Below are 23,298 nucleotides of genomic sequence, written 5' to 3'. Positions count from 1 at the left end.
TTACAGGACGTCCAACAGCTCGACGTCAAACACCAACACGCTGTGCGGCGGGATGCTGCCAACGCCTTGAGCGCCGTAGGCCAGCTCGCTCGGCACGTACAGGCGCCATTTGCTGCCAGCGCTCATCAGTTGCAGCGCTTCGGTCCAACCTGGGATTACACCGCCCACCGGGAATTCGGCTGGCTGGCCACGATCGTAGGAGCTGTCGAATACAGTGCCGTCGATCAGTGTGCCGTGGTAATGAGTGCGCACCTGGTCTTCACGCGTCGGCTTGGCGCCTTCGCCTTGAGTCAGCACTTCGAACTGCAGGCCGGAGGCCAAAGTGGTAATGCCTTCGCGCTTGGCGTTTTCAGCCAGGAACGCACGGCCTTCGCCAGCAGCGGCCTCAGCCTTGGCGGCAGCTTCGGCTTGCATGATTTCACGGATGACTTTGAAGCTGGCGGACATCTCGTCCTGGCCCACACGGCTCGGCTTGCCGGCGAAGGCGTCGGTCAGGCCGGCCAGGATCGCGTCAAGGCTCACGCCCGGTGGCGGGTTGTCGCGCAATTGGTCGCCCAACTGACGGCCAATGCCGTAGCTGACGCGGGTTTCGTCGGTGGACAGGTTAACTTCGGACATGATGCTGCTCCGCTGTGCGGACGGCTCGAGAAATGCCGTGCGTGACACAGCGCCTCCCGGAGCGCCCGGAACCAAAAGGGCGAGCAGACTAGCACAGATGCCGTGGCGGGTGACGAGCCGCGTATCCGCGCGCCTTGCCAGAAGCGACAGCGCCCGGCTGACTCTCGACAGACGGGCGCTGCATCTCAACGATGAACGGGACTCAGTGCTTGGTCAGTTTATCCAGGTAACCCATGGCGAATGCCGACACCACAAAGGTCATGTGGATGATCACGTACCACATCAGGTGTTCGGGATCGACGTTCTTGGCGTCCATGAAGATGCGCAGCAAGTGGATTGACGAGATCGCAACGATCGACGCTGCGACTTTCATCTTCAGCGACGAGGAATCCATGGTGCCCAGCCAGTTGAGCTTTTCCTTGTCGGAATCGATATCCAATTGCGAAACGAAGTTCTCGTAGCCGGAAATCATCACCATCACCAGCAGGCCGCCCACCAGCGCCATGTCGATCAGCGAGAGCAGCACCAGGATCAGTTCGGATTCGGCCATGGCAAACACGTTGGGAATGACGTGAAAGACTTCCTGGAAGAATTTCAACGCCAAGGCCAGTAAGCCCAGTGACAGCCCGAAGTAGATCGGCGCCAGCAGCCAACGGGAGGCGTACATTGCATTTTCGATAAAGCGTTCCATTGAGTCTCACACCAGGGCTGTAAAAACGCGGCGAGTATATCAGTCGCGACCTGCCCCACAAACGCCGGCCCCGTCCTGGGCCCCGGCCGTTGTGTCAAAACTTTACTTGCGGAGCACGCTCGACGCTGGCTCAGTGAAGCGGGCGAAACTCGAAGCCGCCGACGTTGCGACAGCGGCCGCCGTTGATTTCCCGCAGTTGCGCCTGCATGTGCAAGGACCAGATCTGCGGATCGTCGGCCAGCTCATAGCCATGGGATGTCAGGTTCTGGACGATGGTGTCAAGAATGGTTTCAGCAGCGGTCGGGCCGGGAAATGGCCCTTGGGCTTTGATGGCCGAAGGTTGTTCGCCGGCCATTCCGGCGGCGAAGAGCACGGTCCACATGCCAGTATCTCCAGCCAGGGGACGGACGGCGCATTCGATACGGGTCACAAGGCCTAGGCAATGACGAGTAAGACAAAGGTTGCGCGACATGGCGGCGCCCCTCGGTAGATCCGGTATTCAGCTCCAGGAAGGGGCTGTTTCGATCCAATGATGGCTCTCGTTTATCCTTGAGCTGAGGATAGGTGAAAAGTTCCGGCGCCGAAGGATTTCGGAACCAGAATACGCCGAGCGGTCATAGTGTGAATATTGACGCCAGATTCGTGACTCTTTTGCGACTTAGTGGCGAGAGAGTTTGCTCCCTCGCCACGACAGCTCAAGCCGGCTTGGCCTCCACCAGCGCCTGCTGTGCCAGTTCCTTTTCCGCTTCCTTGATATCTTCGTCGCTGATCATTTCCGCGATGACCCGCAGCCGCTCTACCACGCGAGCATTGACGCTGCCCTCCGGGAACTCGCCGTTCTCGTCCGGCTCGCCCGCGGGTTCGCCCACCAGCAGGCTCAATGCCTCGTCGGCCTGGCGCACAGCGTAGACATGGAACTGCCCCGCGCGCACGGCCGCCAGCACCTTCTCGTCGAGCATCAGGGTCGCGACGTTTGCCTGGGGAATGATCGCCCCTTGCTCCCCGGTCAGCCCGCGCGCTTCGCAGAGGCGGAAGAAGCCTTCGATCTTCTCGTTGACCCCGCCTACCGCCTGCACTTCGCCAAACTGGTTGATCGAGCCGGTGATGGCGAAGCATTGTTTCAACGGTGTCTTCGACAGGGCCGAGATCAGCGTGCAAGCCTCTCCGAGGGACGCACTGTCCCCATCCACGTAACCGTAGGATTGCTCCAGGGCGATGCTGGCCGAGATCGCCAGCGGGAATTCCTGGGCATAACGGCTGCCCAGGTAACCGGTAAGGATCATCACTCCCTTGGAATGGATCGGCTGGCCGAGGTTAACCTCGCGCTCGATGTCGACGATGCCGCTGCCGCCCGGATACACCGTGGCGGAGATTCGCGCCGGCACGCCAAACGCCGAATCGCCGACTTCCAGCACCGTCAACCCGTTGCACTTGCCCACGGCCGCGCCATCGGTGTCGATCAGGATGATCCCCGCCAGCATGTCATCGAGAATCCGCGCCGAGACGCGCCCGGTGCGTGTGGCCTTGGCCTTGAGGGCACGCTCGATGTGGCCGGCGTCGGTCATGTCATCGCCGGCCAACTGACGGATGAAATCCGCCTCGCTGACCAGTTGGAACAGGTCGCCAATACGGGCCGACAAGCGTCCCTGATGTTCGGCCAGGCGCGCACTGTAGGTCGCCAGGCGCGCCACTGCATCGGCGGTCAGCGGCGCCATGCCCTCCTCTGAAGTGCGGGTCTTGAGCAACTGGGCGAACTGCTCCAGGCTCTCGTCCCCCATCGGGATGTCTTCGTCGAAGTCCACCAGCACGCGAAACATTTCCTGGAAATCCGAATCCAGGTCCTGCAAGGCGTAGTAGAGCTGGCGCGCGCCGATGATCACCACTTTCACCTGCAACGGGATGTGCTGCGGCGTCAGGGTCACCGTCGCCAGCCGGCCCAGCTCACCCAACGGCGACTCCATTTTCAGCTTGCGCGATTGCAGGGCGCGCTTGAGGGCGTCCCACACGAACGGCTCGCTGAGCATTTTTTCCGCTTCGAGAATCAGGAAGCCGCCATTGGCCCGGTGCAGGGCGCCCGGTCGCAATTGCCGATACGTGGTGTAAAGCGCGCCCTGGTCGGTGCTGTACTCGATACGCCCGAACAGGTTGTCGTAGGTCGGGTGCGGTTCGAATACCACTGGCGCGCCACCGCTGGCCGGATGCCCGACGACCAGGCTCGGGGCGTATTGTTCTTCCAACAGTTTGCGGGCGACGGCGTCGGTCTTGCTGTCGTCGACCAATTGCTCGACCACGGTCTTGAGCAGGTAGACCTGCATGGCCTGCAGATAACCGCAGACGGCAGCGTTCTCGGCGTATTTTTCCGAGAGCGGCGAGAGCAAGGGCTGCAACGCCAGGGTGATGGTTTCTTCGTTGAGCTGGCGCAGCTGGTTGTTGGACTCGCGCTTCCACTGCGGCAGGCTGGCGAGCTCTTCGTTCAGACGCTCTTCGAGACTGGAAATGTCCTCATGGAAGCGCTCGCGGTCGGCTTCCGGCAACTGGGCGAACTCCGCCTCATCCAGGGCCTTGCCTTCGCTCATCGGCGTGAAGGCGATGTTGCTGCTGTCGCGGTACAGCGCGACATCCTTTTCCAGCGCCAGGCGCTCGATCACATCGAGGGCGCGGTCGTAGCGCTGGTTGAAGGCGCGGTCGATGGCGCTTTTTTTCTGTTGGTAGGACGGATGCTCGAATACCGCCGGAAACGTCGCCAGCAGATTGTCGATCAGGCCGTTGATGTCGCCGATGAAAGCACCCGCCGTGCCTGACGGCAGTTCCAGGGCACGGGGTTCGCGGGGCTCATCGAAATTGTTGACGTAGACCCAGTCCGCCGGGGTCTGCATGCGCTTGCCCTCGGCCTTGAGGTAGCGTTTGACGAACGAAAACCGGCCAGTGCCGGGCTCGCCCATGACGAATACGTTGTAGCCGGGGCGTGGCATCGCCACACCAAACTGCAAGGCTTCGACCGCACGTTCCTGGCCAAGCACACCGCGGAAGGGCTCCAGATCATTGGTGGTAGAGAAGCTGAACTGTTCAGCGGAAAACGGACGGGTCAGCGCTTCAGGCGCTAGACGCAAGCTGGCAGCAACAGGATCAGGCATCGGGCTTCCTTACATCAGGCGGGGCAGATAGCGGCATTCTGGCGCTGCCTACACCTGACTGGCAAGGAGCGCCTTGAGCCAAAGCATAGTTGATGGAAAAACCGCGCAAGGGAGCCTGTAAACAGGTGATTTCAATTAATGTTTTTGCAAAATGTCACGGAACCCTCGGATCGTGCCTAAACTCCAAACTGCGCGGCTGGAACAATAACCGGCCCACTGGCGCCAGTAGGGGCCAGACCCTGTCCATTGGTATGCACATAAAGAGAACATAGCTATGAAACGGATTCTTCTCGGTACTCTCTTCACCGCTGTATCCATCAACGCCATGGCTCAGGCCCCGGGCGGTCCGGATTGCGGTTGGGGCAACATGCTGTTCGAAGGTCAGCGTGGCACTCCGGCTCACTTCCTGGCATCCACCACCAACGGCACTTCCGGCAACGCCACCTTTGGCATGACCTCCGGCACCAACGGCTGCTCGACCAACGCGGCACTGACCTACGGTGGCAAGTCGTGGCTGGCCATGAATGGCATGATGAACGAGCTGTCCGAAGACATGGCCAAGGGTCAGGGCGAAGCGCTGACCACTTATGCCGTGGTACTGGGCGTTGCGCCGGAAGATCGCGCGCATTTCTCCGCTGTCACCCACGAGCACTTCCAGCAGATCTTCAGCAAAGCTGACGTGACCGCAGAGGACGTGCATACCAATACCCTGTCGGTACTGAAAAACGATCCACGTCTGGCCAAGTACGCAACTCAAGCTTAATCTCGACACCACTCGCTCCTCTCGGGGAGCGGGTTTTCTTTCCTGGGCCCCTGTTGGTCTTTTTTTTCGACTTCAAAAGTAGCCGACTATGCTCAAACGCCTTGCCTGGCTGGCGCTCTGTGTGTGCGCCCCGCTGTCCGCCGCACCTCATGTCGACACTCAACGTTTGCAGCAATTGTCCAACGACCGCTTCTGGATTTCCCTGGGCCACTACGAAACCGCCAAGCTCGGCGGCTGGCGCAGCTACATCAGCGACAAGAAATTCTTCCTCGCCCCGGACGGCAACGAACACCCCGACCGCGAGCTGAGCGCCACGCTGCAAGCGCTCTATGGTCCGGCCAGCGCCGGCCAGCAACACGCCCAATGCGTCTACCCGGCGCGAACCCGCTGGCTGAAGGCGCAGCTCAATCTCACCGATCTGCCAGCCGTTGATTGCAGCGAATTCACCCAATGGTTCAAGGACGTATCGCCCCACAGCGCGGTAATGATTTTCCCCGCCGCGTACCTGAACAGCCCGTCATCGATGTTTGGTCATACCTTGCTGCGCATCGACCAGGCCGACGTGCAAAGCGACAAGACCGCCCTGCTCAGCTATGCGATTAACTTTGGCGCCTACATCGAAGGTTCGGACAACAGCATTCTCTATGCCTGGAAGGGCTTGATGGGCGGCTATCCTGGCCTGTTCGCCCTGGTGCCGTACCAGGAAAAACTCTCCGAGTACCGTAGCCTGGAGAACCGCGACCTGTGGGAATACCGCCTCAACCTCAGCCAGGCGGAAACCGAGCGCATGGTCGAGCACGTCTGGGAGCTCAAACAGATCCAGTTTGATTATTTCTTCTTCGATGAAAACTGCTCCTATCGATTACTCGAACTGCTGCAAGTCGCTCGCCCCAGCCTGCGGCTGACCGAACAATTCCCCCTGACGGCAATTCCCACCGACACCGTCAAGGCCGTGAAGGAAGCCGGACTGGTGGAAAGCATCCAGTATCGGCCGTCCCGTGAGCGGGAGTTGCTAAGCCGTGCCGCCCCCCTCAGTGACGACGAACAACAATGGGTACTGAAGGTCAGCGCCGATCAGCAACAGCTTCAAGTACCCGCTTTCAAGGCGCTGCCGCGCGACCGCCAGGCGCTGATCATAGACGCTGCCTATCGACTGGAACGCTACCGCGCCAACGGTCAGGAGCGGGACCCGAAACGCTCCCAGCGCAGCTTCGAATTGCTGCGGGCAATCAACCAGAACCCCGCGCCGGAACTGGATATCCCGCAGCCGGGCCTGCCCGAAGATGGCCACGAATCGCGCACCTGGCAGGCCGGCCTTGGCACACGCGGCGACCGGGCGTTCGGTGAATACGGCCTGCGCATGGCCTATCACGACCTCAATGACAACGCCGAGAGCTTCCCGCTGGGTGCGCAGATTGAAATCCTGCAACTGAAATTGCGCCAATACGAAGGCAATGACTGGCAGCTACAGCAACTGGATCTGGCGACGATTCGCTCGCTGACCCCGCGCAACGAGCTGCTGCAACCGTTGTCCTGGCAGGTGACGGGCGGGCTGGAACGGGTGCCGGGCAAGCACGACGATGAAACCCTGGTCAGTCACGTCAACGGCGGCGCTGGCGGCACCTGGGCGTTGGGCGAGGATCTGCTGGGCTTTGCCCTGGGCACGGTGCGCGTCGAGCACAACAACGACTTCGCCCAATTCATCGCCCCGGCCGCTGGCTTCAATAGCGGCGTGCTGTGGAAAAACCCGCTGGGCAACCTGAGCCTGGAAGCCAAGGGCGATTACTTCGTCAACGGCGAGGTCCGCCGTAGCATGAGTCTGAATCAGCAGTGGGAATTGTCCCGTAACCTCGGCTTGCGCCTGAGCGCCCAGCGGGAGTTCAGCCAACTGGCCTCGCCGGAGAACGAGGTGATGCTCGAAGTGAAGTGGTACCACTATTGAATCTGAGCGAGATAAGGAGGAAACGAAGCACAACCTCAAGTCGAATCAGGCGAGAGTCCGGGCTCATTTCGAAGTCAGCCAAAATCAAGTAGATTGGCTTGGATAAACCTTTAATCGGAATTGAATGCTGCGATGCTTGATTATCTGCACATGAAAAACGTGGGGCCCGCTCCTGAGCTCGAAGTAAACTGGGCGCCACGAATCAATCTGATCACGGGTGACAATGGGCTGGGAAAAAGTTTTTTGCTGGACCTGGCCTGGTGGGCACTGACGCGCACTTGGGCCAATACGCCAGCGCTTCCTGTAAATCCAGGCAAGTCCTCAATCGAATACGTTGTACAAGGTAAATCCGGCGTCGCTCAGCCCGTTGTATCGACTTATAAGCGCGAAGACAGCTCCTGGCCCTTGAAACAAAGCCGTCCCACCATGCCCGGCATCGTGGTTTACGTACGCATCGACGGCGGTTTTTCCGTCTGGGATCCAGCCCGCAATTACTGGCGCTCCGATAAGGATCGACCCGCGGCGTATCACTTCTCTGCCGAGGCCGTATGGGATGGCCTCGATGTCAACGGGCAAAGAGTTTGTGAAGGTTTGGAGCGTGACTGGGTCAACTGGCAAAACGGCCGCAAACCCCAATTCAATGCGTTGGAAAATGCGTTGCGCGACCTCTCCCCCACCACTGAACCGTTATGCGTCGGAGCGCCCAGAAGAGTTTATCTGGGCGAGGGTCGAGAACGACCGACACTCACCATCGGCAATCAGAACGTGCCTGTCACGCTGGCCTCGGCAGGCGTAAGACGAATATTGGGGCTCGCTTATTTTCTTGTGTGGGCCTGGTATGAACACCAGGCAGCTGCCGCGCTGCTCGATAAAAAACCCGAGCGCCGGTTTGTCATCCTGTTCGACGAACCCGAGACTCATTTACATCCGAGGTGGCAACGCACGCTGATGCCCAGCCTGTTGCAAGCTATCAAGACCTTGCGCGGGAACCACGGCGCCGCGCCTCCCCAACTCCTGATCGCTACGCACTCGCCGCTTGTCGCCGCCTCCCTTGAGCCAGTATTCGATGAAGAACAGGACGATCAGATTCAATTGTCGATCCAGGACCATAAAGTCACACTGACACAAGGGCACTGGGCGGCCCAGGGTGACGCCAGCAGTTGGTTGGTCTCCGACACGTTCGGACTGGAACAGGCGCGCTCGCTGGAGGCAGAAAAAGCTATCGAGGCCGCCGAAGCGTTCATGCGTGGCGAAAAGCAACTACCTGAAGGACTCAAGACCCGTGCATCCATCCACAGGTCGCTACAAAAGCTGCTTCCTGCCCACGATGAATTCTGGCCACGCTGGCTGATCGAGAGCGGCCTGCTGACGCTCAATGGCGAGAGCAATCGATGATTCCGGTGACCAGACCAAAGGAACCCGCCGACTTTGGTAAAAAGGTCAGAACCCCGGGAACGCAATGGCTCAAGGATAATCCGGGCGCTCCTCGTCCCTCGCCACTCTGGAACAAATGCTCGCAAGCGCTGGCCGACCACTACGCCAACCTATGTGCCTACGCGGCCATGCTTGATCCTACCGGCGGAACGGTCGACCACTACCTCAGCTACAAGAACTTCCCAGGCCTGACCTATGAATGGAGCAATTACCGCTTCGCCTCCGGCACTTTGAATTCCAGCAAGAAAACGGCTGATGACACGGTGCTCGACCCCTACGATGTGGGCCCAGGCTGGTTTGAAATCATTTTGCCGTCGCTTCAGATGCGCACCACGGAAGCGATACCTGCGGCTTATCGCGAAAAAGCCGAGTACACACTCAAGCGACTTAAGTTGCGTGACGGTGAGCGCATCATTCGCTGGCGCCAGAGCTGGTACAACATGTACAAACAAAAAAGACTGACCCTCGAAGGGCTCCGTGAAGTTGCTCCGCTGATTGCGGATGCCGTTGAAAAAGCGGCCCTCTGAAAGCAGGCCCATTGGCCTGTAACAGCAGACTTTTTGATCATTATTTCACCACTCGTCAACAACCTCGCCTCTAGACTTCCTGTCAGGCCGCCAATGCGGCAGGGAGACAGGCATGTGGCGCGTGGTAATGATGTTGGCTGTGACGTTGCTGATCAGCGGTTGTGAAACCACCCACCAAGACTTGATCGCCCGGGGTTATCCACCAGCGTTCGCCGACGGCTACGACGATGGTTGCAGCAGTGGCCGGCAAGCGGCTGGCGTCATCACCGGCCAGTTCAGGAAAGATGTGCCGCGTTATCTCAAGGACGCGCAATACGCAGAAGGCTGGGGCGACGGCTTTCGTCAGTGCCAGGCCATGCGCGAGAGCGAAGAGCGCGACGCCTACCGTGAACGTCATTGGGACGAGCGCGAACGGGCCTGGCGACAAGAGAAAGATCGCGACGCCGCCCGGGCTTATCGCTCGCAGTGAGTCGCTCAGAGACATTCGTCGAAACCAAAACCTTGCGACCATGGCCCAAACTCCAACAGAGGAGCACATGCCATGAGCCGCGCTTTCGTCAACGAAGACAACGCCGCCGCCCAGGCCGACCAGCCGGTCGAACGCCAGGTCAGCACGCAACCCAATTACGTCACGCCCACCGGGCTTTCCCAGCTTCAGGCGCGGGTCGCCGAGTTGCAGGCGTTGCACGGCCAGCAGGCGGCCCAAGGGGACCTGGCGGACAAACAACGGATCGCCGACCTTGAACGGGATCTGCGCTATTTCAAGCAGCGCCTGCAAAGCGCCCAGGTCGTTGCACCGACGCCGTCCGATCAAGTGCGGATCGGGCATTGGGTGACCTTTGTCGATGGACATGATCACGAACAACGAGTGCAGTTAGTGGGTGAAGACCAGGCCGATGCGGCCAGTGGCTTGATCAACTGGGGCTCGCCGCTGGGACGGGCGTTGTTGGGGGCGAAGGTTGGGGATGAAGTGACATGGAAGCGCCCCCTGGGAGATCTCACCATCGAGGTCGTTGCGATAGATCTCCAATAATATTGCCGGCCTCCTTAAACACAATTAAAGCCTCTAATATCCAGATACAACAACAATCGGTTACTTACCTGTAGCCATAGGTAACCGCAACATAAGCTAATAACAACAAATTTGCATTAAAACAGGACCATGCTACTGTTTTTCCCGCGCCATATTCGGTGCACCACAACAACAAAGGAGATGCACTAATGAGCGAACAAATTCTGGCGATGTCAGGCGACTTCGACAGCGACTTCAAGTCGTACCAACAGGTCTCTGACCTCGGCTTCGAGTCAGCAGTAGTATCCATCGTCGAATGCGGCACCGTAAACTGTACCGCTATTTTATGCTAAATCCTTTCCCATCAAGGTAGACCTGCACAACGGGTCCTTGATACGCCCTAATCCCACCTATAAAGATCCCTCTACATTCTACAGCTCGAATGCGCTTACTTGCGCCCAATCGACTGCACTTGATGTTGGGTAACCGATGAGGAAAACACCATGAGCGAACAGATCCTGAACATGTCCGGCGATTTCTTTGGCGAGTTCGATGCTTATCAAGCGCCCGCCAATAACACGGGGTCGATCCTGATAACCACGATGGAATGCAACACCTTTGGTACGTGTACCAACATTGGATGTTCGGCTTTGGGTTTTTAACCACGGCTAACCAATCGTCGCAACACCTATCAACATAGAGCAGGCATCGCCTGCTCTATCCATGTCAGGAGCAACGGCATGCTTGTTAATGCTTTGAAGTTGGATCAGCGAGGCCGGTACAGATTCTCTTCCGACGGCGACATCGCCCTTTTTGAAAACAACCTGACCCGTTTGCATGCTGATGACCAGGCCTTGCTGGATCATTTCGGGTTGAACAGGCAACAACTAGCGTCGTACGCCAAGAACCCCATCAAGCCACAGCGCCTGCCTGACGACGGCGAAACCGTCTTGATGGCCTTGCAGGGAAAGCTCACTCGGCTTGACAGCATTCAGGTCGACACTGAAGCCTTGAACAGCAAAGACAATTTTTATTGGTTCGGCTACCGTTTTTTTCTTTATTTCGTCGACATGTTCAAGACAGATGAGCGCTACAACAACGCCTCAAGGTACATTGACGAACCCGGCCTGCTGGCAAGCCTTGAGCGCTATGTCTTGGCCCGAGTCGGACGCACGTCGGAACAAAGCCTGGTTCATTATCTGAATACGCGGATCGCGGAAGGCAACGACATTGACCTGAGCGGATTCAACGAACACCTGCGCACATTGTCGTTGCTGAAGTATTTTGAATCCTATCCCGTGCTGGCGACATTGCTGCTGGATTTGCTGGAAGACACCCTCAACTACCTTTATGCGGTCATTCTCGACTTCGCCAACGATGTTGAAGCGCTGGAAGCGGAATTCTCGATCCCTTCTCGGAAAATCGAGGCTATCGAGTTCGGCCTGGGTGACCCCCACGGTCGCGGCGAAACGGTCTGCCAGGTCAAGGTCTGCGCAACTTCATTGGTCTACAAGCCAAGAGCAAGCCGCGAAGCACTTTTTTACAATCAACTGCTTGAACAACTACACGAGTGGACAGGCGCGGATTGTTTTGCCATCCACGCGCCTAAAATTCTCAGCCGTGAGCGACACAGCTGGATAGAAAAGATCGACAACACGCCTTGTGCCAGCGCAGCGGACGTGGCGCTGTTCTATAAAAAAATGGGCTCACAAATCGCCGTCATTCATGCACTTAATGGCATCGACTTCCATTACGAGAACATCATCGCCTGTGGCAACAGCCCGGTCATGATTGACCTGGAGTGCTTGTTCACCGCGTCCACCAGTGAACTGCTGATCAACCTGCCCGCCAACAGTGCATTGTCCAACACCTTTAAATTGATCCAGCAGTCGGTGTGTTCCAGCGGTTTTGTGCCCTTTTCACAAAACTCCAATAACGACCAGAGCGGGCTGACTCGTCAGGAGTTATTCACTTCCACCCGCCATTCCCTGGTTTTCGAAGAGGGCTTTTATCATTTACGTAAGGTCGAGTTCGAACACCTTCTGGTGCAAAAGCATTTGCCGCTCTTTCACGGAAAACACCAGGGGCATGAAATTCATAAAGCCGAACTTATCCACGGCTTTGAATATGCCTATGGCGAATTGATCACACATCGGCGAACGATAATGCAGATGCTTGAGCTATCCGCAGGCGAACTATCAACCCGTGTATTACTCAAAAATTCTCAACGCTATGCTGACTTTATCGGGCTGAGCCGCCATCCACGCTTCATGAAAAACATGTTGGACCGGGAGCTTCTACTTGCAACCCTGTGGAAAGACTTGAAGGAGCCCTATCGAGCAAAGGGCATCCCGCGTTATGAAATAGACGACCTGCAAAGATCCAGCATTCCGTGTTTCACCATGCCGCTCAACTCCAACGCTCTGAAGAGCGCACAAGGTGAAACGATAGACATGACGCAAATACAACCCCCGATAAAAAGCTGCCTACAAAAACTAGCCGACCTGTCTACAGCCGACAGGGCATTACAACTCACGTTACTCGAAATGTGCTTGTTTCCAGAGCCCAATGAACAGCCGCCATCACATGCCATCGCCAACAAAGCGCTCCAAGCGGATCAACTCGACGCCGTACTGCGCATCAGCTCCCGCCTCGAAGCGCTTGCGTTCAAGGGAACGGCCACGGATATCCGCTGGTTGGCTTTTCATACGCACCCAACGACTCATGGAAAATACCCTTCCCCCATGGATCACGGGCTGTACTCCGGTATCGCCGGGATTGGGTTGTTTTATCTGAGCTTGTTCAAGGTAAGCGGTCAACCACACGTGCTGTCGCTCGTGGACCAGGTACTGGACTCACTGGAACAACATTTTGGCTTCTTCAAAGCCGACCTGACCGTCAGTGTTTATCACGGCCTCGGCTCTTATCTTTATTTACTCATCAATCGTCGCCAAATAACGGGCGATGCGAAATACGATGAAAAAATTGCCAGTTTGCTGACCCAACTGACTGAAGTCCCACTGGAAAACTACGATTTCGACTTCCTGGGCGGCTGTTGTGGCGCGGTGACGCTGCTGGCCAACATCCATGCGCTCTCGACGCAAGCGGACGTGCTGCCGACCATACGGCGTATGGTTGACTACATAAAGGATCAGGTCCTGGTTGAAGACGGCCAGCTTCTGCGACGCGATGACCGCTCCGTCATTCTGACGGGCCTCTCCCACGGGCTCTCCGGCGTGATTCACGCATTGTGCAAAGCCTATGACGTGACCGGCGATGTGACATTGGTGACCTTGGCCATCCAGGTATTGGAGGGTGAAAACCGCTTGAGTCGAGACGGTTTCTGGCTCGACCTGAGGGACCTGGGCCCCATTGACCATGCCTCCAAGTGGTGCCACGGAGATGGCGGTATCCTCATCGCCAGGCAGCAACTCATGAAGTCGATGGGCGATGTCTTGGACGAAACGACCCGGCAGACGGTGCTCGACGACATCCAGCGCTGCGAGGACAATCTCTGGCAGCACGGCCTGAGCGACGGATATAACCTGTGCCATGGCGATTTTGGCAATCTGATCTGCCTGTATGACTTGTATCGACACGCTAACAATCCCGAGGGCATCAGCAGGGTCAAACAGGCCCTTGGCGAAGTCGCCCGGCGGTTTTTCGAAGGCCCCTTTCTCGACAGCGATCGTGTTCCCGACGTCAGCCTGCTGACGGGCATTACGGGTGCAGGTTATGCCTTGCTGTATGAGATCGATCCAACGATCCCCAACATACTCTCGCTCGATTTCGCGGCCCCCATTTAGACGGCCCGGCAAATTGCGCGCATAAAAAAACGGAGCTTTGAAGGGCTCCGTTTTTTTTATGCAACCAACCTTATCAAGCCAGCTTCTTGTGGCGTACACGATGCGGCTGGGCGGCCGCTTCGCCGAGGCGTTTCTTGCGATCGGCTTCGTACTCGGTGTAGTTGCCTTCGAAGAACACCGCTTGCGAGTCGTCTTCGTACGCCAGGATGTGGGTCGCCACACGGTCGAGGAACCACCGATCGTGGGAGATCACAATGGCGGCGCCTGGGAAGTCCAGCAGCGCTTCTTCCAAGGAACGCAGGGTTTCAACGTCGAGGTCGTTGGACGGTTCGTCGAGCAGCAGGACGTTGCCGCCCTCTTTCAAGGTCAACGCCAGGTGCAAGCGACCGCGCTCACCACCGGAGAGGTCCTTGACGAACTTCTGCTGGTCACCGCCCTTGAAGTTGAAGCGGCCCACATAAGTGCGCGACGGGATTTCATAGTTGCCGATGCGGATCTGGTCGGAACCATCGGAGATCTGCTGGAACACGGTCTTGCTGCCGTCCAGGTCCTCGCGGCTCTGGTCGACGCAGGCCAGTTGCACGGTTTCACCGATCTCGATGCTGCCCGAATCCGGGGTTTCCTTGCCCATCAGCATGCGGAACAGCGTGGATTTACCCGCGCCGTTACCACCGATCACACCGACGATGGCACCTTTGGGCATGGAGAACGACAGGTTGTCGATCAACACGCGGTCGCCGTAGCCCTTGCTGACGTTCTTGAACTCGATGACCTTGTCACCCAGGCGCGGGCCGGCCGGGATGTAGATTTCGTTGGTTTCGCTGCGCTTCTGGAATTCCTGGGACTGCATTTCCTCGAAGCGTTGCAGGCGTGCCTTGGATTTCGACTGGCGGGCCTTGGCGCCTTTGCGCACCCACTCCAGCTCTTCCTTCATGGCTTTTTCATGGGCCGACTGCTGCTTGGATTCCTGGGCCAGACGATCGGACTTGGCTTCCAGCCAACCCGAATAGTTGCCCTCGTACGGAATGCCCGCGCCGCGGTCGAGTTCCAGGATCCAGCCGGCGACGTTGTCCAGGAAGTACCGGTCGTGCGTGATCGCAACCACGGTGCCTGGGAAGTCGTGCAGGAAGTGTTCGAGCCAGGCGACGGAATCGGCGTCCAGGTGGTTGGTCGGTTCGTCGAGCAGCAGCATGTCCGGGGCCGACAACAGCAGGCGGCACAAGGCCACGCGGCGCTTCTCACCACCGGAGAGGTGCTCGACCTTGGCGTCCCAGGCCGGCAGGCGCAGTGCATCGGCAGCCACTTCCAGCTGACGGTCGAGGTTGTGGCCGTCGCTGGCCTGCAGGATCGCTTCGAGCTTGGCCTGTTCGGCGGCCAGCTTGTCGAAGTCGGCATCCGGGTCGGCGTAGGCGGCGTAGACCTCGTCGAGACGCGCCTGGGCGTCCTTGATCACACTGACCGCTTCCTCGACCACTTCACGGACGGTCTTGGTTGGGTCCAACTGCGGCTCTTGCGGCAAGTAGCCAATGTTCAGGTCCGGCATCGGACGGGCTTCGCCGTCGAATTCGTTATCGACGCCGGCCATGATTTTCAACAGCGTGGACTTACCCGAACCGTTGAGGCCCAGCACGCCGATCTTGGCGCCAGGGAAGAAGGACAGAGAAATGTTTTTCAGGATTTCCCGCTTCGGCGGAACAACTTTGCTCAGCCGATGCATGGTGAAGACGTATTGAGCCATGGTGAACCTAGCGTCAGTGACAGGTGAAAAGAACGAGCCAGGCCATGCGCGGCGCGGGCTCTTGACGATCATCAATGCCTGCGGACGGATAGAGCCTGGGAATCTGGAGCTGGAACGCTCTTGTTTGACCGGCAAAGCTACCTCAACCGTCGGTCAAGGTCCAGCCGCCCAGGGCTGGCACTTTGCCACAAGCCGAGGCATGCTAGCCGCCCTTTGGGCGTCCGGCTTATAGTGCACGTCGCGCCAGTCCAGCAAACCGCAGGATTACAGCTTGTCCAATGTCACGCCGCCCTCGTCCCCACGTGCACCGACTGCTGTGCCTGGCCTGCCCCTGCGCGGGACATTGAAGGGCGGACTGGCCTCGCTTGTGCTGTTGCTACTGGGCCTGCTTTTCTGGCAGTTGCTCGATCAACTGCGCGAAACCCAGCAGCAACAGCGCCAATACACCATTGACTACACCGCCGACCTGGCCGCGCAAGTCAGCCTGAACATGGCCCTGAATGCGCAAATCGCCCTCAATCTGTTACCGATCGTCGAACAACCGCAAAGCGCCGACGAACAGCAGTCGCTGTTGCGCAAGCTCCAGCAATCGCTGCCCGAGTTGCGCAGCCTCGCCTTGCTGAGCCCCTCCGGCAGGGTACTCAGTGACAGCGACGCCAACAGCCACGACGCCGAGTACCTGAGCGAACTCGTACGGCGCAGCCGCGCCCAGGCGCACTATTTCAGCAACGCCGAAGACGGCTCCGTCGTGCATCTGTTGTTGCACCAGGCCAGCGGCAGCACTCGTGGCTATTGGGCGTTGCGCCTGAACCCGAGCTTCTTTTCGACCTTGACCAAGCAGGCCGATACGGGCCTGCGTCCGTTGTGGCTGGTGGAGAACCGTCTCAACCAGCAAATCATCAGCCGCGACGAAAGCCTGCCGACGTCCAGCCGCGCCCAGTTGACCACGCAGGACCTCAGCAACACCGTGTTGACCGTACCGCTGAGCAGCAGCGACTGGCAGCTGCGCGGGCTGTTCGATCGAAGCCAGGTGCTTGAGCAACTGCTGCCCGCCTTTATCGGCAAATGCTTGCTGGGCCTGGCGTTTTCGATGCTGCCGGTGATTGCGTTGCTGAACATGCGTCGGCGCCAGCGTCAATTGCATGAAGGACGTCGTCGCTACCAGGACATCTTCGAGGGCACCGGCGTGGCCCTCTGCGTGCTTGACCTGTCCGGACTCAAGGCGTTCTTCGCCAAGGCCGGCCTGCATGACGGGGAGCAACTGCGGGCCTGGCTGCAGATTGGGCAACAGCTCGAACAGCTGCAACAGCAAGTGCACGTCACCGAAGTCAACCAGATGGCCTTGAAGCTGCTCAATGTCGACTCCTGTGGGCAAGCGTGGCAATTGCTGGTCGGCAACGCCCCGAAGGACAACAACCCGATCGGCTCGAAACTGCTCGAAGCGTTGCTTGACCAGCACAAGCAACTGGAACTGGAAATCCGGCTTCAGGACGCCCATGGGCGGGATCAGCACTTGTGGCTGGTGCTGCGCCTGCCCGAAACACAGGACGACTACAACGCCGTCATCCTGAGCATCAGCGATATCACCAGTCGCAAGCTGATCGAGCTGTCGCTGCTTGAGCGCGAGGGTTTCTGGTCCGACGTGGTACGCACCGTCCCGGATCATCTTTATGTGCAGGACGTCATCAGCCAGCGGATGATTTTCAGCAACCATCACCTGGGCCAGACGCTCGGTTACGACCGTACCGAACTGCACCAGATGGGCGAATATTTCTGGGAAATCCTGCTGCACAGCGACGATGCCGATCACTACCACAACCTGCGGCAGGAGCAGCGACGGGGTGGGTATACGCAACTGCTTCAATGCCAGTTGCGCTTTCGTCATCGCGACGGCAAATGGCGACGCTTCGAAGTTCGCGAACAGGCCCTCGCGCGTGACCGCTACGATCAGGTAACCCGGATCATCGGCGTGGCCAAGGACATCACCGAGCAGATCGAGGCCAGCGAATCGCTGCGCGACAGCGAGCAACGCTACCGGATGCTCGCCGAAAGCATCAGCGACGTGATTTTCTCCACCGACAGCAAGCTGTCGCTCAACTACGTCAGTCCGTCGGTCCAGGCGGTGCTGGGCTATACCGCCGATTGGATCTTCCAGAGCGGCTGGCAATCGACCATCGCCAATCCGGCCCAACTGACCGGTATCCATTCCCTCATGGACCGGGTCAGCAAGGCCCTCGACAAGCCCGAACAACTGGCCGAGCTGCGCAATCAGATGCAGACCCAGTTGTTCCTGTTCGACTGCCTGCGTGCCGACGGGCGCAAGATTCCCATCGAGCTGCGGCTGGTGCTGGTCTGGGATGACAATGGCGCGTTCGAAGGCGTACTGGGCGTAGGCCGGGACATCAGCCAGCAGCGTCGCGCCGAAAAGGACCTGCGCATGGCCGCGACGGTATTCGAGCACTCGACCTCGGCGATCCTGATCACCGACCCGGCCGGCTACATCGTCCAGGCCAACGAAGCGTTCAGTCGCGTCAGCGGTTACGCCGTGTCGCAAGTGCTGGATCAGTTGCCCAACATGCTGACCGTGGACGACCAGCAGGAAGCCCACCTGCGCTACGTGCTCAAGCAACTGCAACAGCACAGCACCTGGGAAGGCGAAGTCTGGCTCAAGCGCCGCAACGGCGAACACTATCCGGCCTGGGTCGGCATCACCGCCGTGCTGGATGACGAGGGCGACCTGGCCAGCTATGTGTGCTTCTTCAGCGACATCAGCGAACGCAAGGCCAGCGAACAGCGCATTCATCGCCTGGCCTACTACGACGCCCTGACCCACCTGCCCAACCGCACGCTGTTCCAGGACCGCCTGCACACTGCACTGCAATCGGCCGAGCGGCAGAAAACCTGGGTCGTGCTGATGTTCCTCGACCTCGACCGTTTCAAGCCGATCAACGACTCCCTGGGCCATGCCGCTGGCGATCGGATGCTCAAGGAAATGGCCACGCGCCTGCTCGGCTGCGTGGCTGACGACGACACCGTGGCGCGCATGGGCGGCGACGAATTCACCTTGCTGCTGCAACCAAGAGCCAGTCGGGAAATGGCGCTGAACCGGGCGATTACCGTGGCCGAACAGATTCTTGCCAGCCTGGTCCGGCCATTCGTGCTCGAAGGCCGGGAGTTTTTCGTTACCGCCAGTATCGGCATCGCTCTGAGCCCCCAGGACGGCAACGAACTGAGCCAATTGATGAAAAACGCCGACACGGCCATGTATCACGCCAAAGAGCGCGGCAAGAACAATTTCCAGTTCTACCAGGCCGACATGAACGCCAGCGCCCTGGAGCGCCTGGAACTGGAGAGCGACCTGCGCCATGCGCTGGAGCAAAACGAATTCGTGTTGTATTACCAGCCCCAGTTCAGCGGCGACGGTAAGCGCCTGACCGGTGCCGAAGCCTTGCTGCGCTGGCGTCATCCGCGTCGCGGATTGGTGCCGCCGGGGGATTTCATCCCGGTGCTCGAAGAGCTTGGGCTGGTGGTGGACGTCGGCGACTGGGTGATCAGCGAGGCCTGTCGCCAACTCAAGACCTGGCACCAGACCAAGGTCAGGGTGCCGAAAGTCTCGGTCAATATCTCGGCCAGGCAGTTCTCCGATGGTCAACTGGGCACGCGCATCGCCAATATCCTGCGCAGCACCGGCCTGCCGCCGGCATGCCTGGAATTGGAGCTGACGGAAAGCATCCTGATGCGTGAGGTCAGCGAAGCGATGCAGATCCTGGCCAGTTTGAAAAACCTCGGGCTGAGCATCGCGGTGGATGACTTCGGCACCGGTTATTCATCGCTCAACTACCTCAAGCAATTCCCGATCGACGTGCTGAAGATCGACCGTACCTTCGTCGATGGCCTGCCGTCCGGCGAACAGGACGCGCAGATCGCCCGGGCAATCATCGCCATGGCCCACAGCCTCAACCTGGCGGTGATCGCCGAGGGCGTCGAGACCCACGAGCAATTGGAATTTTTGCGTGAGCATGGCTGCGACGAAGTCCAGGGCTATCTGTTCGGTCGGCCGATGCCGGCCAATCGGTTTGAAGCGCAGTTCAGCAATGATGCGTTGTTTATGTTGGATTGACGCAGCTATGAGCTTCAAGCGGTAAGCTTCAAGCTAAAGGCAGAAGCCGGTCTGCGTTGGCTTGCAGATTGATTGAAGCAGCTGCGAGCTTCAAGCGGCAAGCTTCAAGCTAACGCGAATCGGCTTCCACTTGCAGCTTGTCGCTTGCAGCTTGAAGCTGAATTCCTTTCATATGCCTTCCAAAACCGGTTGGGTTAGAATGCCCCCCTTTTCTGCCCCGATCCTTGAGGACCGCCATGTTCAGCCGTGATTTGACTATTGCCAAGTACGACGCCGATCTCTTTGCCGCCATGGAGCAAGAAGCTCAGCGCCAGGAAGAGCACATTGAGCTGATCGCTTCGGAAAACTACACCAGCCCCGCGGTGATGGAAGCTCAAGGCTCGGTACTGACCAACAAGTACGCCGAAGGCTACCCAGGCAAGCGCTACTACGGTGGCTGCGAGTACGTCGACGTGGTCGAGCAACTGGCCATCGACCGTGCCAAGCAACTGTTCGGCGCCGATTACGCCAACGTCCAGCCCCACGCCGGCTCCCAAGCCAACGCCGCGGTGTACCTGGCGCTGTTGTCGGCCGGCGATACCATCCTGGGCATGAGCCTGGCCCACGGCGGTCACCTGACCCACGGCGCCAGCGTTTCGTCCTCCGGCAAGCTGTACAACGCGATCCAGTACGGTATCGACGGCAACGGCCTGATCGACTACGACGAAGTCGAGCGCCTGGCCCTCGAGCACAAGCCGAAAATGATCGTGGCCGGCTTCTCCGCCTACTCGCAGATCCTCGACTTCCCGCGCTTTCGCGAAATCGCCGATAAAGTCGGTGCCTACCTGTTCGTCGACATGGCTCACGTTGCCGGTCTGGTCGCCGCGGGCGTCTACCCGAACCCCGTACCGTTCGCCGACGTGGTCACCACTACCACCCACAAGACCCTGCGCGGTCCACGTGGCGGCCTGATCCTTGCTCGTGCCAACGCCGACATCGAGAAGAAGCTGAACTCCGCTGTCTTCCCAGGCGCGCAAGGTGGTCCGCTGGAACACGTGATCGCAGCCAAGGCGATCTGCTTCAAAGAGGCCCTGCAGCCTGAGTTCAAGACTTACCAGCAGCAAGTGGTGAAAAACGCCAAGGCCATGGCCGGTGTATTCATCGAACGCGGCTTTGACGTGGTGTCCGGTGGTACCGAGAACCACTTGTTCCTGCTGTCGCTGATCAAGCAGGACATCTCCGGCAAAGACGCCGATGCGGCGCTGGGCAAGGCGTTCATCACCGTGAACAAGAACTCGGTGCCAAACGATCCGCGCTCCCCGTTCGTCACCTCGGGCCTGCGCTTCGGCACCCCGGCCGTGACCACTCGCGGCTTCAAGGAAGCCGAGTGCAAGGAACTGGCCGGCTGGATCTGCGACATCCTGGCTGACCTGAACAACGAAGCGGTGATCGACGCCGTGCGTGAGAAGGTCAAGGCTATCTGCAAGAAGCTGCCGGTGTACGGCGCTTAATTCAACTTGCCATAAAAAGGGCCCGCGTCGAAAGACGCGGGCTTTTTTATTAGTTCTGTTTTAACGCCCCTATTATTTAATCCAAACCGAACATCTATTGGCAACTTACGACTTGCAATACACACACCCTCGCTACTTAAAGAAAACCCATTAACATTCGATTCCCCTTCAAATAGCCAGAAAGGAATCGATGGCCAATGGACAATAAATCTTTTGAAGCAACACTCAGGATGTTTGATGCTCACGTCAACTTGCTTGAAATACTGCACGGTCAACCGACCCTGGCCACCGTCAGCGCATTCAGCGGTGGTTTCTACAGCGGCAGGCCGCAAACCCATGACCACTCCAACCTGCTTGGCATGAGGCCCAAAGGCCAAGGCATTACCGCCGCAGCCCTGACGTTACAGTTTCGCCCCACCGCGGGTGGCTATAATCTGGTTATAAAAAATACCGGCAAGCATTACGACAAATTCATCAGCCAAAGCTGGTCGGAAGTATTTGGTGCCAAGGGCCCAGATACCAAGACTCCAACAGTGTTTACCCTCTTGGATCATCAGAACCGAACGATCACTCGGGAAAGCATCACCGCCGTGCACTTACCAGTCTCGTTAAGGACACAAAACAATAACTATATAGGCGCATTAAAGGTACGCGGTTCGCCTTATCTTTATCTGGCTGAGTCAGAAGGAAAATCCAAGATAACGTTTATCCTGAGTCTTCTTTAACAAAGGTGGTACAGCGGCGACGTGTGGCCGCCCAGCTGCTGTATCAAGGCAAGTCCGTGGGACATCTCCAGTTAAAGCAGCACGGCTTCGAAACCCGCGCGAATTTTCTCTTCGGGCAGCTCATCGGCAATGAATACGATCACGCTCTCCCGGGTTTCGCCTGGGGCCCATTCGGTGTCCCAGTCGAAACCGTACAGCTTGAGTACCCCTTGGAAGACGAGTCGACGGGGTTCACCAGCAATGTTCAGCACACCCTTGTAGCGCAGCAGCTGTTTGCCGTGCTCTTCCAGCAGCTGGTTCATGAACTCGCTGAGCTTGTCGATATTCAGCGCCTTGTCGGTGCGCAGCACGAGGCTGCTGATTCGATCGCCTGTGGTTGCCTTGCCAACCGGACGAAGACTGAACCCGGCGCCCAGGTCCGCGTTGAGATTGAATCCTCGGATGTCGAGCAGTTCGGCCAAGTCGATGTTGCCGTGTTCTACGACCCGGATCGGCGCCCGTCGGTTAATGCGCGTCAACCGCTCGCCCAGTGCCTTGACCTGAGCCGCATCCACCAGATCGGTCTTGCTCAGGAGCAACCGGTCGGCAAATCCGACCTGGGCCTGGGCGATGGCCTGGGTCAGGTGGATTTCGGCGTGGGCCGCGTCTACCAAGGTCAGAATGCCGTCGAGGATATAGCGCTCGCGCAGATCCTCGTCGATGAAAAAGGTCTGGGCCACGGGTGCCGGGTCGGCCAGTCCCGTGCATTCGATCACCAGGCGATCAAAGTGGATTTCTCCGCTGTCCAGCCGTTCCAGCAGTAGATAAAGGGCCTTGGTCAGGTCGGTGTGAATCGTGCAGCAGACACAACCGTTGGCCAGGGTCATGACTTGCACCGGCTCGTCACCCAGTAGCTGGGTGTCGATCCCGGCGTCGCTGAATTCGTTTTCGATCACAGCGATTTTCAGGCCGTGCTCGGCCTTGAGCAGGTGGCGCAGCAACGTGGTCTTGCCCGCACCGAGGAAGCCGCTGAGGATCGTGACCGGGATGGGAGAGGACAAACTGGATCTCCTGTTTTGAAATGAAGGAAGGCGCACAAAACAACTGTGGGAGCGAACAGTTCGCTCCCACAGGATTTACCTCAACTCAACAACACTTGGGCCCACCCTTGCCACCGTAACGGGCCTCCTGGCGTTCGCGGAAGAACGCCTCGTAGTCCATCAGCGGTTTGTCGGGGTGCTTGGTTTGCATGTGCTCGACGTAGTTGTCGTAGTCGGGCATGCCGACCATCAGGCGGGCGGCCTGACCGAGGTATTTAC

At 58.5% G+C, this 23,298-nt stretch carries 19 protein-coding genes; 12 read left to right on the top strand and 7 right to left on the bottom strand.

Translation table 11 applies throughout. From position 1 onward, the window contains the following. From HU806_RS18255 to HU806_RS18240, 4 genes are all read right to left on the bottom strand, one after another. On the bottom strand, positions 1-618 hold the full coding sequence (locus HU806_RS18255) for an FKBP-type peptidyl-prolyl cis-trans isomerase (RefSeq protein ID WP_186613025.1): 618 nt from the start codon (positions 616-618) through the stop codon (positions 1-3). A gap of 202 nt (positions 619-820) precedes the next feature. Continuing rightward, the gene (locus tag HU806_RS18250; RefSeq protein ID WP_025215565.1) at positions 821-1,309 is read right to left on the bottom strand and encodes a TIGR00645 family protein; all 489 of its coding nucleotides are present in this window, start codon (positions 1,307-1,309) and stop codon (positions 821-823) included. A 130-nt stretch (positions 1,310-1,439) separates the two neighbouring features. Then, the gene (locus HU806_RS18245; protein ID WP_186613023.1) at positions 1,440-1,781 is read right to left on the bottom strand and encodes a PA4575 family protein; all 342 of its coding nucleotides are present in this window, start codon (positions 1,779-1,781) and stop codon (positions 1,440-1,442) included. Positions 1,782-2,004: 223 nt separating this feature from the next. After that, entirely contained in the window at positions 2,005-4,443 is a 2,439-nt protein-coding gene (locus tag HU806_RS18240; protein ID WP_186613021.1) for a Lon protease family protein, read from the bottom strand. Between the two features lie 274 nt (positions 4,444-4,717). Here HU806_RS18240 and HU806_RS18235 point away from each other — a divergent pair, with 274 nt between their 5' ends. From HU806_RS18235 to lanM, 9 genes are all read left to right on the top strand, one after another. Beyond that, a complete protein-coding gene (locus HU806_RS18235; RefSeq protein ID WP_186613019.1) occupies positions 4,718-5,206 on the top strand; it encodes a DUF3015 domain-containing protein in 489 nt (162 codons plus the stop codon). Between the two features lie 88 nt (positions 5,207-5,294). Further along, complete coding sequence (locus HU806_RS18230; RefSeq protein ID WP_186613017.1) at positions 5,295-7,148, top strand: Lnb N-terminal periplasmic domain-containing protein; 1,854 nt, start codon at positions 5,295-5,297, stop codon at positions 7,146-7,148. Positions 7,149-7,280: 132 nt separating this feature from the next. Then, positions 7,281-8,543, top strand: a complete 1,263-nt coding sequence (locus HU806_RS18225; RefSeq protein ID WP_186613015.1) for an AAA family ATPase — start codon at positions 7,281-7,283, stop codon at positions 8,541-8,543. Further along, on the top strand, positions 8,540-9,109 hold the full coding sequence (locus HU806_RS18220) for a hypothetical protein (RefSeq protein WP_186613014.1): 570 nt from the start codon (positions 8,540-8,542) through the stop codon (positions 9,107-9,109). Before HU806_RS18225 ends, HU806_RS18220 begins: the two co-directional genes overlap by 4 nt. Before the next feature lie 112 nt (positions 9,110-9,221). Continuing rightward, positions 9,222-9,578, top strand: coding sequence for a hypothetical protein (locus tag HU806_RS18215; RefSeq protein WP_186613012.1), 357 nt, complete (start codon positions 9,222-9,224; stop codon positions 9,576-9,578). A 72-nt stretch (positions 9,579-9,650) separates the two neighbouring features. Beyond that, complete coding sequence (locus HU806_RS18210) at positions 9,651-10,142, top strand: GreA/GreB family elongation factor (RefSeq protein WP_186613009.1); 492 nt, start codon at positions 9,651-9,653, stop codon at positions 10,140-10,142. A 188-nt stretch (positions 10,143-10,330) separates the two neighbouring features. After that, complete coding sequence (locus HU806_RS18205; RefSeq protein ID WP_186613007.1) at positions 10,331-10,474, top strand: hypothetical protein; 144 nt, start codon at positions 10,331-10,333, stop codon at positions 10,472-10,474. A 150-nt stretch (positions 10,475-10,624) separates the two neighbouring features. Next, positions 10,625-10,783, top strand: coding sequence for a hypothetical protein (locus HU806_RS18200; protein WP_186613005.1), 159 nt, complete (start codon positions 10,625-10,627; stop codon positions 10,781-10,783). A 78-nt stretch (positions 10,784-10,861) separates the two neighbouring features. Beyond that, complete coding sequence (lanM, locus tag HU806_RS18195) at positions 10,862-13,927, top strand: type 2 lanthipeptide synthetase LanM (protein ID WP_186613003.1); 3,066 nt, start codon at positions 10,862-10,864, stop codon at positions 13,925-13,927. Between the two features lie 73 nt (positions 13,928-14,000). On the opposite strand, the gene ettA is transcribed toward lanM, so the two are convergent. After that, positions 14,001-15,665 carry an energy-dependent translational throttle protein EttA gene (gene ettA / locus HU806_RS18190; RefSeq protein ID WP_186613001.1) on the bottom strand — a complete coding sequence of 555 codons (1,665 nt, stop codon included), beginning with the start codon at positions 15,663-15,665 and terminating at the stop codon, positions 14,001-14,003. A 271-nt stretch (positions 15,666-15,936) separates the two neighbouring features. Between ettA and HU806_RS18185 the strand changes: the two genes are divergently transcribed. The 3 genes from HU806_RS18185 to HU806_RS18175 all read left to right on the top strand — a co-directional run bounded on the left by HU806_RS18185 (position 15,937) and on the right by HU806_RS18175 (position 22,000). Then, positions 15,937-19,785: a sensor domain-containing protein gene (locus tag HU806_RS18185; RefSeq protein WP_186612999.1), complete on the top strand. Its 3,849-nt coding sequence runs from the start codon at positions 15,937-15,939 to the stop codon at positions 19,783-19,785. Between the two features lie 236 nt (positions 19,786-20,021). Continuing rightward, positions 20,022-21,275: a serine hydroxymethyltransferase gene (gene glyA / locus HU806_RS18180; RefSeq protein ID WP_186612997.1), complete on the top strand. Its 1,254-nt coding sequence runs from the start codon at positions 20,022-20,024 to the stop codon at positions 21,273-21,275. A 197-nt stretch (positions 21,276-21,472) separates the two neighbouring features. Further along, complete coding sequence (locus HU806_RS18175) at positions 21,473-22,000, top strand: hypothetical protein (protein ID WP_186612995.1); 528 nt, start codon at positions 21,473-21,475, stop codon at positions 21,998-22,000. A 71-nt stretch (positions 22,001-22,071) separates the two neighbouring features. On the opposite strand, the gene yjiA is transcribed toward HU806_RS18175, so the two are convergent. Continuing rightward, the gene (gene yjiA, locus HU806_RS18170; RefSeq protein ID WP_186612993.1) at positions 22,072-23,040 is read right to left on the bottom strand and encodes a GTPase; all 969 of its coding nucleotides are present in this window, start codon (positions 23,038-23,040) and stop codon (positions 22,072-22,074) included. Between the two features lie 85 nt (positions 23,041-23,125). After that, the coding region (locus HU806_RS18165) for a YbdD/YjiX family protein (protein WP_186609947.1) at positions 23,126-23,298 on the bottom strand (173 nt) is incomplete at its 5' end.

Origin of the sequence: Pseudomonas sp. SWRI154 (assembly GCF_014268645.1) — a bacterium.
GTDB lineage: Bacteria > Pseudomonadota > Gammaproteobacteria > Pseudomonadales > Pseudomonadaceae > Aquipseudomonas > Aquipseudomonas marvdashtae.
Note: the sequence above shows the minus strand (reverse complement) of the source record. Positions and strands in the feature narration are given on the sequence as shown.